Below are 13914 nucleotides of genomic sequence, written 5' to 3'. Positions count from 1 at the left end.
CTTTTCCAGGAGGGATCCGTTCTCCAAGTGAGGGAACGTAACAGTTGGTCAACCGGTTGGGAGGCTGCCGCTGCCCCCAGCCATAATCAAAGTGCGGGTCCTCTCTCAGTCAGTCCGCACTCTCCATTTCTTCCCACCCTTTTGCGTGGGACTTTCGAAATTTCAGGAAACAACTTCATGGACGGTTCAAGCCTTGTAGCCCTCTTCCTTGCGAGGAGCGACGACACTGCCACCAGCGCGCTGCCGCGTGCGCCCAAGAGGGTTCGGGTAAAGAAGCCCGGCCTGTCACCCTGGTCAATCCTGCGGGGGCGGACGGCAAGTGTGCTGCACCGCCTTGCGTGGGCGATTGAGCCTGACACGGAGGGCACCTTCTAGCCCCCTCCGCCTCCACCTCGACTGAGCGGCGGAATATCTGCCTGACGCTGGGGCTTGTCGCAAGGGGGCGTCGTCGGACAACCCTGCAGCAGAAGGAGCACTATGACCATTGGTTCAGGAACAGTAGCGGGAGCAGGATCAGCAGCGGGCAACGGGCGGACGGCCCTGGTGGTGGGTGCCACCGGCATCGCGGGGTCCGCGCTGGTGGATACTTTGGTTGGCGAAGGCTGGGCGGTCCTTGCCTTGTCCCGCAGGCCCGGAGCTGAGCGCCCTGGCGTCCGGTGGCTCTCGGCGGACCTGACCTCAGCTTCCTCCCTGGCGGCTGTGCTTGGTCCGGAGAACCCCTCCCATGTCTACTTCACCGCGTGGTCGCGCCGGGCCACCGAGGAAGAGAACATCGCCGTCAATGCCGGCATGGTGCGTGATCTCCTCGGAGCACTGCAGGGCAAGGACGTGTCCCACGTCGCCCTGATGACAGGCCTTAAGCACTACCTGGGACCGTTCGAGGCGTACGCGGCCGGGGAGATGCCGGACACGCCCTTCCATGAGGAGGAGCCGCGCCTTCCAGTACCCAACTTCTACTACGCCCAGGAGGATGAACTCTGGGCGGCAGCGGCTGGGCAGGGCTTTACCTGGTCCGTGCACCGCGCACACACCGTGATTGGCCACGCGGTGGGCAACGCGATGAACATGGGCCTTACGCTTGCTGCGCAGGCCACCCTGTGCCGGGACAGCGGGGAGCCGTTCGTGTTCCCGGGATCCGAGACGCAATGGAACGGCCTCACTGACATGACGGATGCTGGCCTGCTGGCCGAGCACATGCTCTGGGCCTCCACCACCCCGGAAGCCGCGAACCAGGCTTTCAATATCGTCAACGGTGACGTGTTCCGCTGGCGGTGGATGTGGCCGAAACTCGCCGCCTACTTCGGCGTGGAGTGGGAGGGGTATCAGGGAGAGCCCCGTCCCCTGGAGCAGTCCATGGCGGGGCGCGGGGACCAGTGGCGGCAGCTCGCCGCCCACCACAACCTCAGCGAGCCGGAGCTGGACCGGGTGGCATCCTGGTGGCACACGGACGGCGACCTGGGACGCGGCATCGAGGTGGTGACGGACATGGGCAAGAGCCGGGACGCCGGCTTCATGGGATACCGGCGGACGCTGGATTGCTTCACGGCCCTGTTCGACCGCTACCGCGCCGATAGCCTGATTCCCTGATCAAGGAGGCCCAAAGAGCTGATCGGAGGGCCCGCGTACGCCGTCAGTGAACCCTGAAAGTTCTGGCTCGAACCCCCGGTTAAGTCCCAGCCTCCGGACGTACACTGACCTTCGCACCACGTTTGTGGACACTCCGTCAGGTGAGGGCTTGTACGTATGCTCTGGAAGTTGCTTGTCGAATACCTGCGGCCGCACCGGCCGCTGCTGGTCGCCGTCGTGGTTTTCCAGCTGGCGCAGTCCATCGCGTCGCTGTACCTGCCAACGCTGAACGCGGACATCATTGACCAGGGTGTGGCCCGCGGCGACACCGCCTACATCATGTCCACGGGCAGCGTCATGCTGCTCATCACCCTCGCGCAGATCGCCTGCGCCGTGGTGGCCGTGTACTTCGGTGCCAAGGCCGCGATGGGCCTGGGCCGGGACCTGCGCGGCGCCATCTTTGACCGCGTGGGCGAGTTTTCCGAGCAGGAGGTCACCCGCTTCGGCGCCCCGAGCCTGATCACCAGGTCCACCAATGACGTCCAGCAGGTCCAGCAGCTGGTGCTGATGTCCGCCACGCTTATGGTGGCCGCGCCCATGCTCAGCATCGGCGGCGTGATCATGGCCATCCGGCAGGACGCCCAGCTGTCCTGGCTCATTGCCGTGTGTGTCCCGGTGCTGCTGATCGCCGTCGGGCTCATTGTCACGCGGATGGTGCCGCTGTTCCGCAAGATGCAGGCCCGGATCGACACCGTGAACCGGGTGCTGCGCGAACAGCTCGCGGGCATCCGCGTGGTGCGGGCATTCGTGCGGGAGGACATGGAAACGGCGCGGTTCGCCCAGGCCAACACGGACGTCACGGACGTTGCCCTCCGGGCCGGACGCCTGATGGCGCTGATGTTCCCCACCGTCATGCTGATCCTGAACGTATCCAGCGTGGCGGTTATCTGGTTCGGCGCCTTCCGGATCGAGGACGGGTCCATGCAGGTGGGCACCCTGATCGCGTTCCTGAGCTACCTGATGCAGATCCTCATGTCCGTCATGATGGCCACCTTCATGGCGGTGATGATCCCGCGCGCGTCGGTGTCCGCGGACCGGATCGGCGAGGTGCTGGGCACCAGTTCCAGCGTCCTGCCGCCGGAGAACCCGGTCACCAGCGCGGCGTTCGCCGGCAGGCAGCGGCGCGGCGAGTTGGAGATGCGCGACGTCGGATTCGCCTACCCGGGTGCCGACCAGCCGGTTCTGTCAGGCATCAGCTTCACCGCCCGCGCTGGGCAGACGACCGCGATCATCGGCAGCACGGGCTCCGGCAAGACCACCCTGGTGAACTTGATGCCGAGGCTCTTCGACGTCACCTCCGGCGCGGTGCTGATGGACGGAGTGGACGTCAGGGACCTGGACCCGGACCTGCTCTGGGGGCACATCGGCCTGGTGCCACAACGGCCATACCTGTTTTCCGGCACCGTGCGCAGCAACCTCCTGTACGGCAACCCGGACGCCACCGAGGACGAGCTGTGGACCGCGCTGGAGATCGCCCAGGCCCGGGACTTCGTGGAGCAGATGGAGGATGGGCTGGACGCGGCGATCTCGCAGGGCGGCACCAACGTCTCCGGCGGGCAGCGGCAGCGGCTGGCCATCGCCCGGGCCCTGGTGAAGCGGCCCGAGCTCTACATCTTTGACGACTCGTTCTCGTCCCTGGACACCGGCACCGACGCCCGGCTGCGCCAGGCGCTCAAGCGCAGCACTGCCGGTGCCACCATGGTCATCATCGCCCAGCGCGTGTCCAGCATCGTTGATGCGGACCAGATTATGGTGCTCGACGACGGCAGGATCGTTGCGCACGGCACGCACCATGAGTTGCTGGAGACATCCGAGACGTACCGTGAGATTGTTTCGTCCCAGCTGGCAGCGGAGGAAACAGTATGAGCACCCAACACCCGGGGACCCGTCCCGCTCGCGGCGCCAAAGCCGGGCCCGGCTCCGGAGCCGGCCAGGCCGACGTCGTACGCATTCCCCGGCCGCGCGGCGGCCCAGGGCACGGCGGACCGTTTGCCGGGATGAACGTCCCGGCAGAGAAGGCGATGAACTTCAGCGGTTCGGCCAAACGGCTGCTGGGCACCCTGCGGCCGGAAAGGCTCTGGCTGGTGCTGGTGCTGGTAATGGCCGTGGCGGGCGTAGTGCTGCAGGTGATTGGGCCGCGGCTGCTCGGCGAGGGCACCAACCTGATTTTCGCCGGTGTGGTGTCCAAGCAGCTGCCGCCGGGGATGACGCAGGCGCAACTGATTGCGCAGCTGCGGGCGGCGGGGGAGAACCAGAAGGCGGACATGCTGGGCGCCATGACGCTGACGCCGGGTGCGGGGATCGACTTTGCGGCGCTGGCCAGCGTGCTGACGTGGGCGCTGGTGCTGTACGTGCTGGGGTCGGCGTTCATGTGGGGGCAGGCGTATGTTCTGAACGGCGTGGTGCAGCGGACGGTATTTGGGCTGCGCGAGAAGATCGAGGCGAAGATCAACCGGCTGCCGCTGCGGTATTTCGACTCGATCCAGCGCGGTGAGCTGCTCAGCCGGGTGACCAACGACGTGGACAACATTTCGCAGAGCCTGCAGCAGTCCATCAGCCAGGCGGTGACGTCGTTGCTGACGGTGGTGGGCGTATTGGTGATGATGTTCATCCTGTCCCCGACGCTGGCGCTGATCGCGCTGGTGACCATTCCGCTGACGCTGGGGATCACGGCGCTGATTGCCAAGCGCTCGCAGAAGCTGTTTGTGCAGCAGTGGAAGAACACCGGTGAGCTGAACGGGCAGATCGAGGAGACCTACACCGGGCATGCACTGGTAAAGGTGTTCGGCCGGAAGCGCGAGGTGGGGGAGCGGTTCCGGCAGAAGAACGTGGAGCTGTATGAGGCGAGTTTCGGGGCGCAGTTCATTTCCGGGCTGATCATGCCGGCCATGACCTTCATCGGGAACCTGGTGTACGTGGGGATTGCCGTGGTGGGCGGCCTGCAGGTTGCGTCCGGGGCCATGCAGTTGGGTGACGTGCAGGCGTTCATCCAGTACTCGCGGCAGTTCACCCAGCCGCTGGCGCAGCTCGGCTCGATGGCCAACCTGCTGCAGTCCGGCGTTGCGTCGGCTGAGCGGGTGTTCGAGTTGTTGGATACGGAGGAACAGTCTGCCGATCCTGTGGGTGCTTCTTTGCAGAGTCCTGATGGTGCCGGGCGCGGGCGGCTGGTGTTCGAGGACGTGTCCTTCTCGTATTCGCCGGACAAGCCTCTGATTTCCGGGTTGTCTTTGGTGGCGGAGCCGGGGCAGACGGTGGCCATTGTGGGGCCGACGGGGGCGGGCAAGACCACGCTGGTGAACCTGATGATGCGGTTCTACGAGCTGGATGCCGGCCGGATCACGTTGGACGGCGTGGACATCACCACCATGACCCGGAACGACCTGCGCTCGCGGATGGGGATGGTGCTGCAGGACACGTGGCTGTTCGGTGGGACCATCCGGGACAACATTGCCTACGGCCGGCCCGCTGCGTCTTCGGACGAAATCCTGGAGGCGGCGCGGGCGACGTATGTGGACCGGTTCGTGAAGTCGCTGCCCGAAGGGTACGACACCGTGCTGGACGACGAAGGCTCCAACGTGTCAGCGGGTGAGAAGCAGCTGCTGACCATCGCGCGGGCCTTCCTGGCGCGGCCCTCTGTTTTGATCCTGGACGAGGCGACGTCTTCGGTGGACACCCGGACCGAGGTGCTGGTGCAGAAGGCCATGAGCGCCCTGCGGTCAGACCGGACGTCATTTGTGATCGCGCACCGCCTGTCCACGATCCGCGACGCCGACCTCATCCTGGTGATGGAGGCCGGCCAGATCGTGGAGCAGGGGACCCACTCATCACTGCTGGCCGCCGGCGGGGCTTACGCACGGCTGTACGAGGCCCAGTTCGCTGCGCCGGTTGCGGAGGTTTAGGACCTGGCTGCCAGCTGGAATCGAGTTCCAAACTGCCAATTTCAGTACTGAATGGCACGGCGAATGAGCCCAATGGCCACTTATGTCCTGAGGCGATGAAGGCTTTGGCGCTGGTGGGTACGGCGCCTGGTGGCCCCCAAAAGATCAGAGGTAGCTTTTTACGGTCGCCCGCAGTGCTTCCGTGTGCTCGTAGATCTCCTCAAGGGAGTTGATGGGAACCCGAGTCTCTTCCTTGCTGTCGTCGAAGATGCCGATGTATTTCTGGGTTCGGTTAAAGTGCAGCCGCGCAATGGGCTTACGGTTGTTGTCGTCGAGGAGCACCGCGAAATAGGACTTTGCATCACGCTGAGCCACGCGTGCCGGTTTGACCTCGCTGCAGACAATTGCACGCACGATCTGGTAGCCCTCAATTTCCTCAAGCGTCGTCTCCAGCCCATCGGCTTCAGCGAGATCGGCTTCGGCTACTGGGGCGCTGGTGACCGCCAAGGGGGCGGCTGTGTCCTCAGTTTGCGGGAATCCAGGGTTGCCGAGGGCCTTCTTCAGCCGCTCGTTCACCTGGTCATTAAGGAATTGCTTGGTGGCCTTCCCCACCAGCGTTGTGAACTGCTCCCGCACTTTTTGCGTGTACGGTCCCGAATAGACCCTGGCTGTGAGGAACTTGACCCATTCATCTTCAGGCTCCTTGAACTGTGCAGCCAGGGTCCGCTTCAGTTCGCCGATGTATTTCAGTTCACCCGCGGCGCTGATGATCGAGTCGAGGTCGAAAACGTCCTTGGAAAGCTTCTGCAGTTCTGGGATAAGTGACTGGTCGATGTCGTTCAAATCCAGCACTAGGAAAGGCTTGGCATCCATACGATTTGGTGCGTCGAGGTCCGTAAAGAACTGGTACACCTCGCCATTGGTAAGGATGGCGATCCGCGCGTTGGTGACGGCAAAGTAGCGGAAGAGCTGTGATGCATGCTCGATCTTCACGGGCTCCGTGGATTTCTTGCACTCAATCAGGATCTGCACTTCGCCGTCCTTGACGATGGCGTAGTCGATCTTCTCACCCTTCTTGAGCCCCACGTCGGCGATGAATTCCGGGACAACCTCCAGAGGATTGAACACGTCGTAGCCGAGAATTGTCGAAATGAACGGCATCACGAAGGCATTCTTAGTTGCCTCTTCTGTCTGGATCACATCCCGCTGCTGACGCACCTTTGCCGCCAAAGCTGAAAGCTTCTCCGCGAATTCCATGTCCTACCCCCAGTAAGTTTCCTGTAGCCGGACGCCACCACGTGCCCGTCAGCAAATTTCAAAGCTGCTGCTGCAAAACTTACATCCGGGGAGCGACATTCTCACGCAACCAGGTAGTAGCTGACGTCATGTTGCATTCATTCGCAACGAAGACCGAACGACAAGACGGCGGAATCGAACCCCCGTCCCCCTGCAAACGAAAGCGTACGACGCCGGGTGTCCACCCGCCGTCGTACGCTCCGTGGGATTAGAAAGCGTCGGCCTCCGCATTGAGGTCCCGGCCCTTGGTTTCCGGCGCAAAAAACCCTGCCACAATACCGATCGCAGCGTAGGCCATGAGGATTCCGGCTACCGGGATCCACCCCGGCCCGGTCGCAGCAACGACGCTGGCTGCAATGATGGGGCCGAGACCGCCGGACAGGACGGCGCCGATTTCCTTGACCGTGGTCATGAAGGAAAAGCGGCGTTTGGACCCGAACATTTCCACCAGCCAGGTTGACTCCACGCCGTACAGATTCGGCAGTGGACCGCCAACGAAGATGACGAAGACCAGGGCCACCAGCACAGGGTTACGCGTTTCGATCATCAGCATCGCGGGAATCGTAAAGGCAAACTGGAATCCGGAGAGCCAGAGCCAGACCCTGCGGCGGCCGAATCGGTCAGTGAGCTTCCCGGTCAGCAAGACTGTGGCCACGCCCAGGACGGAGCCGAGTGTTACACCGGTGGTGACGAGGTTTGCGTCCATTTTCACCACCGATACCGTCCAGCCGATAAGGAAGCCCTTGACGAGGTAGACCGAACCGTTTTCGCCGAGTTTGATACCCAGTGAGACGAGGAAGGCCTTTTTGGCATCCGCGGCGTCACGCCAGATGCTTTGCTGCCTGGCTTCCAGACGTGCTGCGGCACGCCGCGCCTTGACCGCCTCGAAGACCGGTGATTCGCTCACGCTGCGACGAAGGTAGAGCGCCACTAGGGTGGTACCGACGCTGAGCAGGAAGGGAATACGCCATCCCCAGGCAAGGAAATCGTCCTTGGGCATCTGCGAGAGCAGCAGCCACAGTCCGCTGGCCAACAGCACACCGGTCGCAGTTCCAAGTGCCACCACGGAGCCGTAAAAGCCGCGCTTACCGGAAGGAGCGGATTCCACCAGCAGCAGCGAGGCCCCGGATAGCTCCGCGCCCGCGCCGAAGCCCTGGATAAGCCGCAGGAGCACAAGGAGGATTGGGGCCGCGACCCCGATCTGGGCAAATGTGGGCAACAGACCCATTCCCAAGGTGGCGATACCCATCATCCCCACGGTGATGACCAGGACGGATTTCCGCCCATACTTGTCGCCAAGGTAGCCAAAGTAGATCCCGCCCAGGGGCCGGACGAGAAACCCTGAACCGAAGGCGGCAAAGCTCGCCATCAATGCCATCGCCGGGTCCGTGTTGGGGAAGAAGAGCGGCCCGAAGACCAGCGCTGCCGCCAGGGTGTAGAGCGTAAAGTCCATGTATTCCAAGGCGGAACCAAGGAACGACGAAATGGAGGTGCGGCGCAGTTCAGCCGGCGCCACCTCCAGCTCCGATACCAGGCCCTGCGGCTCAGCGGCGGCATATTTCAGGTTTGGGTTTTCTGTGACCATGGGGTTTCTCCCTTGTGTAGAGCCTGTCGGCAGGCCCGGAGGCAAACGTCATTGTTCGGATGGTGGTGCAAGGTCTTCAAGGGCAGTTCAGTTCGGGAGCAGGGAGACAGTCTCCGCTATGCAGGCAGGCTTTTGTGAGCCTTCCAGTTCGATCAGGTGATTGAACTGCAGCTGCCGCCCATTGGCCGTCTCGCTCACCGATGCCAGCGTCAGCCGGTCCCTGATGCGTGAGTTGACCCTGGCCGGCGCCGGGAACCTTACCTTATTCAGGCCGTAGTTGATGATCATCGCGGCCCCGTCGACCCGGTATACCTGGCCGGCCAGGTATGGCAGCAGCGACAAGCTGAGGTAGCCGTGGGCGACAGTGGCCCCGAAGGGCCCGCCTGCTGCCCGCTCCGGGTCCGTGTGTATCCACTGTTGGTCCAGGGTGGCATCGGCGAAAGCCTGGATCTGGGATTGGTCCAGGGTATGCCATCCACTCACCCCGATTTCCTGGCCAGCCATGGTGGCGAGCTCGGCGGCGTCCTTGAACAGTTTCATTTAGACCCTCTCCAGCAGCATGGCGACGCCCTGGCCCAGGCCCACGCACATGGTGGCCAGGCCGCGGTTTGCGTCTTCGCGTTCCATCCGGCCCAGTAGCGTGACGACGATCCGTGATCCGGAGGATCCCAGGGGATGGCCCAGGGCGATCGCACCGCCGTCGTTGTTGACGGTTCCCTTATCCATTCCGAGCAGCCGAATGCAGGCCAGAGCCTGCGCTGCGAACGCCTCGTTGAGTTCGACGGCCCCCACCTCGGCCAGGTCCCAGCGCGCCTTGGCCAGGGCCTTTTGTGTCGCAGGCACCGGGCCGATGCCCATTACATCCGGCGCCACACCGGCCGCTTGGCTGGTCACGATGCGGGCCCGGGGCGTGAGCCCGTAGCGCTCCACGGCCTCGCCGCTGGCGACCAATACAGCTGATGCGCCGTCGTTGAGGGAACTGGAGTTGCCAGCGGTGACCACTCCGCGGGGCGCCACGATCGGCCGGAGGGCGGCCAGGGCATCAGCGGTTGACCCGCGTCTGGGTCCCTCATCGGTGACTACCAGCGAGACTTCCCCCCGCCTGCCCGTGACCGGAACAGGGACTATCTCGTCGCTGAAGCGGCCGGCGTCGATCGCCGCTACTGCCAGGTTGTGGGAGCGCAGTGCAAAGCTGTCCGCGTCGGCACGGGAAATCCCCTCCCGCTTCGCTACCTCTTCTGCCGTTTCGGGCATGGAAAACAGTGCCCCCGACTCCATCCGCGGGTTAACAAACCGCGCACCGATTGAGGTGTCCGCGAGTTCACCCGGTTTGGAGTAGGGCTTCTCCGGCTTTGCCATCACCCACGGCGCGCGGGTCATGGACTCTACGCCGCCGGCCACCACAAGGTCGGCGTCACCGTTGCGCACCGACTGCGCCGCCATGCTGATGGCTGTTAGCCCGGAGGCACAGAGCCGGTTGACGGTCACGGCCGGTACGGCGTGCGGGAACCCGGCCAGCAGTGCGGCCATCCGGGCAACGTTACGGTTGTCCTCACCGGCCTGATTAACACAGCCAAAGATGACCTCGTCAACGGTGGCAGGATCGACGCCGGCCCTGTCTACTGCGGCCTGGAGCACAAGCGCGGCCATGTCGTCGGGACGGACAGTGGCGAGCACGCCGCCGTGACGGCCCACCGGGGTACGGACGCCCCCGACGAGGAATGCCTCGGGCATCAGCGGGCCCCGCCGTTGATGTAAAGGGTCTGGCCGGAGATGTAAGAGGAGTCGTCACCGGCGAAGAAAGCCACGGCCGCTGCCACTTCCTCCGGCTGGCCTACACGTCCCAGTGGGGTTCGCTCCGCCACCGCCTGCTGGTGCTCGGCCGGGCTGGCCCCCACCCGCTCTGCCGTTGCGGCAGTCATTGAGGTGGCGATGTAACCCGGCGCCACCGCATTGACCGTGATGTTGAACGGACCAAGTTCGATGGCGAGCGTCGCGGTCAGGCCCTGGATACCGGCCTTTGCAGCCGCGTAGTTTGCCTGGCCGCGGTTGCCCAGCGCGCTGCGGCTGCTGAGCGAGACGATCTTGCCGTACTTGGCCGGAACCATGTAGCGCTGGGCAGCGCGCGTGCAGAGGTAGGCGCTGGTGAGGTTCGTGGCCAGGACCGAATCCCAATCCTGCCGCTCCATCTTGAAGAACATGTTGTCGCGGGTGATCCCGGCGTTGTTTACCAGGATGTCCAGCCGGCCGAACTCCCGGTGGATGTCATCGAATACCCGGTCTACTGCTGCCTCATCCGTGACGTCGCAGCAGGCGGCAAGGGCCTTTCCGCCCGCCGCCACGACGTCCGGGTGGTCCGAGATACGCTGCGCGGTGTCCTTGGCGCGGTCCTCGTTGAGGTCCAGGACGGCGACAGTGGCGCCGCCATTGGCCAGTTTCAGCGCGGTGGCTGCGCCGATTCCCTGCGCCCCTCCAGTGACTACTGCCACCCGGTTGGTGAAATTGCTCATGACATTTCCTTTGCTGGTGTTTGGAGCGTGCTTTGGCAAGCCCGGGTCGGGCCCGCCCGGGAGCTAGCTGAAGGCGGAGAGGCCGGTGATCTCGCGGCCAACGAGAAGGGATTGGATCGAGTCCGTGCCCTCATAGGTGGAGACGACCTCCATGTCGGTCATGTGCCTCGCCACGTGGTTCTCCAGCAGCATTCCGTTGCCGCCGAGCATGTCCCGTGCCTCTGAACAGATCCAGCGGGCTTTCCGGGCCGTGTGCATCTTGGCCATGGAGGCCATGGGCCCGGTCATCCGGCCGTCCTCGGCCAGCACGGCAAGGCGAAAGCAGATCAGCTGCATGGCTGTCAGTTCTGCAAGCATGTTGGCCAGCTTGTTTTGCACCAGCTGGAAACTGCCGATTGGTTTGCCGAACTGCTGGCGGGTCTTGGCATAGTCCACTGCGATCTCGTAAGCGGCCATTGCGTGGCCGTAGGACTCCCAGGAGGCGCCGCTGCGTGTGGAAGTGAGTACCTTGGTGACGTCCTTGAACGAATGGCATTCCGTGAGCCGGTTGGCCGCCGGGACCCGGAGGTTCTCAAGGGTGATGTCCGGTTGGAGGATCGCCCGCTTGCCAATCTTGCCGGTGATGACTTCGGTGGAATACCCCTCTGGAAAGCTGCCGTCCTCGTTACGCTCCATCACGAACGCCTTGACCTTGGCATCCGCTTCGTCGCGGGCAAAGATGATGACGACGTCGGCCATGCTGGCGTTGCCGATCCAGCGTTTGCGCCCGTTGATGATGTAGCTGTCCCCCTCGCGCCGTGCGCTGGTTTCGAGCGCCACGGAGTCAGACCCGTGCTCGGGTTCGGTCAGGGCGAAGGCGCCGATCTTGCCGAGGGCGGCCATGGCAGGGAGCCAGCGCTGCTTTTGCTCCTCGCTGCCGAGCATGTTGATGGTTCCCATCGCCAGTCCGGACTGGACGCCGAGGAAGGTGTTGACGGAACCGTCGCCGCGGGAGACCTCGGCGGCGACAATCCCCGCGGCAAGCCGGCTTAGCCCAGGGCATCCGTAGCCCTGAATGGTTGTTCCGACGATGCCGAGCCCGGCAAGTTTGGGTACAAGTTCGAAGGGGAACTCGGCACGTTCCCAATAGCCGTTGATGACCGGCAGCAGGTCTTTGTCGACGAAGGCGCGGACTTTCAGCCGGAGCGCCCGGTCCTCAGCGCTGAGGAAATCGTCCATGAGGTAAAAATCGGTGCCGTTCGCGGCCGTTTCGGGTTTCATTGAGTGAGCTCCAGTGGTGTGTGATCGGGGACCCATTTGCCCTGCGGGTCTGTAGTTCGATGTGAAGGCTGGAAAAGGGTGAGCCAGTGGCGCTCGTGTTCCGCCAGGGGCCGGGACTTGCCAGTGTCCGGCTGGACTGAAACCAGCACGGTACGGCCGTCTACGGCGACCGCCCCGAATTGGCTGCCCCTGAATTCCAGGCTGAACGAACTCGTGCCGATCCTGGTCACCGCGAGTTCAACCTCCAGGTCTTCGCCGTGGTGGACTGGCCGCCGATAGTTCACTTCGAGGCTGGCTACCACCGTGGGGGTCGCTTCGGCTCGGCGTATGCCCGGCATCGAAGACCGCCATTTGATTCTTGACTCCTCCAGGAGCGTGACGACGGCGGCGTGGTTGACGTGCCCGTTGAGGTCCTGGTCGGACCATCGTGGGCAGACTCGGGTCCGGTAGGTTTCAGGCATCGACCAGGGCTTTCCGATGGAGTAGCCATTCCCGCACCAAGCGGGAGCTTTCGTTCAATCCCGGGGGTGCGAGCGAATAGTCCACCGGCGTAAGGGAATACTCGACAGGATGGCGGACCGTGGGTATCTTCCGGGGCCCGTCGCCAGCCATCACTACCGGGTTCAGCCCCAGCTGTTCAGCGAGCTCCACACCGCCGCGGACATCCTGGATCGGAGCGCAGGGCAGCCCTGCCGAGGAGAGCTCACGGAACCATTCGTCGGCTGACTGGCTGGCCAGTTGGGCGTGGAGGATGCCGCGCAGCTCGTTACGGTTGGCGTTGCGCTGCAGAGTTGTGACGAACTTTGGATCACGGGCGACTCCGGGAATCCCCAGCGCCTCGCACAGCCGGACGAACTGGGCATCATTTCCCGTCGCGATGATGATAGTGCCGTCCCCGGTCTGCATCGGAGCGTATGGATACATGCTGGGGTGTTCGTTCCCCATCCTGGTCGGTACCACACCGCCCGTTACGTAGGCCGCAGACTGGTTCACCATGCCGGACAGGGCCGAGGTCAGCAGGTTCAGTTCCACCAGCTGACCCTCGCCGGTCCGGTCCTTGTGGTGTAGTGCCCCCAGGATGCCGATGGCAGCGTGCAGGCCCGTGATGACATCGAACAGCGCGATGCCTGCCCGGTACGGTTGGGAGTCCTGGTCCCCGGTAAGGCTCATCATCCCCGATGCGGCCTGTACCAACAGGTCATACCCCGGAATATGTGCGCCCGCTCCAGTACCGAACCCAGTGATGGAAGCATAGATTATGTTCGGGTTCAGTTCGGCCGCGGACGCGTAATCCAAGCCCAGCCGCGCCATGTTGCCGGGCTTGAAATTCTCGATCATGACATCAGCGCTGGCGATCAGGGAACGCGCAACGTTGAGGTCCTCCGGGTCTTTCAGGTCCAGGGCAATGGAATGTTTGTTGCGGTTAACCGCGAGGAAGAACGTGGCCTCGCCGTCCCGTACGGGGGGCATATACGTGCGGGTGTCGTCACCCTCAGGTCCCTCCACCTTGATAACCGTGGCGCCCATGTCAGCCAGGAGCATGGTGGCGTACGGGCCTGCCAGCACCCTGCTGAAATCTGCCACCACAACGCCGGCGAGGGGACCCGCGCTGGCCCGGCCCAGGACGTCACCTTCAGGATTGTCGTCACCGCCAGCGGGACGACTATGTCCGCTGGAAACCGGTTTTTTGATCGGTTGTGTCATCTGCTTCCTCCGCTTTGTGGTGTGCATCACCTACCTTCCCAAGCGGACTGATTCG

At 63.7% G+C, this 13914-nt stretch carries 12 protein-coding genes; 4 read left to right on the top strand and 8 right to left on the bottom strand.

Annotated features, from left to right (window positions below; translation table 11 throughout):
- Window positions 1-177 precede the first annotated feature (177 nt).
- The 4 genes from ACEN9K_RS19225 to ACEN9K_RS19210 all read left to right on the top strand — a co-directional run bounded on the left by ACEN9K_RS19225 (window position 178) and on the right by ACEN9K_RS19210 (window position 5525).
- Window positions 178-375, top strand: coding sequence for a hypothetical protein (locus ACEN9K_RS19225; protein WP_018770682.1), 198 nt, complete (start codon window positions 178-180; stop codon window positions 373-375).
- Window positions 376-477: 102 nt separating this feature from the next.
- Window positions 478-1587 carry an SDR family oxidoreductase gene (locus tag ACEN9K_RS19220; protein WP_495634873.1) on the top strand — a complete coding sequence of 370 codons (1110 nt, stop codon included), beginning with the start codon at window positions 478-480 and terminating at the stop codon, window positions 1585-1587.
- Window positions 1588-1743: 156 nt separating this feature from the next.
- Window positions 1744-3492, top strand: coding sequence for an ABC transporter ATP-binding protein (locus ACEN9K_RS19215; RefSeq protein WP_056391598.1), 1749 nt, complete (start codon window positions 1744-1746; stop codon window positions 3490-3492).
- Entirely contained in the window at window positions 3489-5525 is a 2037-nt protein-coding gene (locus ACEN9K_RS19210) for an ABC transporter ATP-binding protein (RefSeq protein WP_495634872.1), read from the top strand. The genes ACEN9K_RS19215 and ACEN9K_RS19210 overlap by 4 nt, the downstream gene beginning before the upstream one ends.
- Window positions 5526-5669: 144 nt before the next feature.
- On the opposite strand, the gene ACEN9K_RS19205 is transcribed toward ACEN9K_RS19210, so the two are convergent.
- The 8 genes from ACEN9K_RS19205 to ACEN9K_RS19170 form a co-directional block, all read right to left on the bottom strand.
- Window positions 5670-6761, bottom strand: coding sequence for a type I restriction endonuclease (locus ACEN9K_RS19205; protein WP_018770677.1), 1092 nt, complete (start codon window positions 6759-6761; stop codon window positions 5670-5672).
- Between the two features lie 247 nt (window positions 6762-7008).
- Window positions 7009-8385: an MFS transporter gene (locus ACEN9K_RS19200; RefSeq protein WP_495634871.1), complete on the bottom strand. Its 1377-nt coding sequence runs from the start codon at window positions 8383-8385 to the stop codon at window positions 7009-7011.
- Window positions 8386-8472: 87 nt separating this feature from the next.
- Window positions 8473-8925 (bottom strand): MaoC family dehydratase, encoded by a 453-nt coding sequence (locus tag ACEN9K_RS19195; protein ID WP_018770675.1) that lies wholly within the window; start codon window positions 8923-8925, stop codon window positions 8473-8475.
- A complete protein-coding gene (locus ACEN9K_RS19190; protein ID WP_018770674.1) occupies window positions 8926-10119 on the bottom strand; it encodes a thiolase family protein in 1194 nt (397 codons plus the stop codon).
- Window positions 10119-10895: a 3-oxoacyl-ACP reductase FabG gene (fabG, locus tag ACEN9K_RS19185; RefSeq protein WP_018770673.1), complete on the bottom strand. Its 777-nt coding sequence runs from the start codon at window positions 10893-10895 to the stop codon at window positions 10119-10121. Before fabG ends, ACEN9K_RS19190 begins: the two co-directional genes overlap by 1 nt.
- 63 nt (window positions 10896-10958) lie before the next feature.
- Entirely contained in the window at window positions 10959-12155 is a 1197-nt protein-coding gene (locus ACEN9K_RS19180) for an acyl-CoA dehydrogenase family protein (protein ID WP_495634870.1), read from the bottom strand.
- Window positions 12152-12616, bottom strand: coding sequence for an acyl-CoA thioesterase (locus ACEN9K_RS19175; protein ID WP_495634869.1), 465 nt, complete (start codon window positions 12614-12616; stop codon window positions 12152-12154). The genes ACEN9K_RS19180 and ACEN9K_RS19175 overlap by 4 nt, the downstream gene beginning before the upstream one ends.
- Window positions 12609-13859: a CaiB/BaiF CoA transferase family protein gene (locus ACEN9K_RS19170; RefSeq protein ID WP_495634868.1), complete on the bottom strand. Its 1251-nt coding sequence runs from the start codon at window positions 13857-13859 to the stop codon at window positions 12609-12611. The genes ACEN9K_RS19175 and ACEN9K_RS19170 overlap by 8 nt, the downstream gene beginning before the upstream one ends.
- Window positions 13860-13914 lie beyond the last annotated feature (55 nt).

The organism is Pseudarthrobacter sp. Pseusp20, from assembly GCF_059492155.1.
Note: the sequence above shows the minus strand (reverse complement) of the source record. Positions and strands in the feature narration are given on the sequence as shown.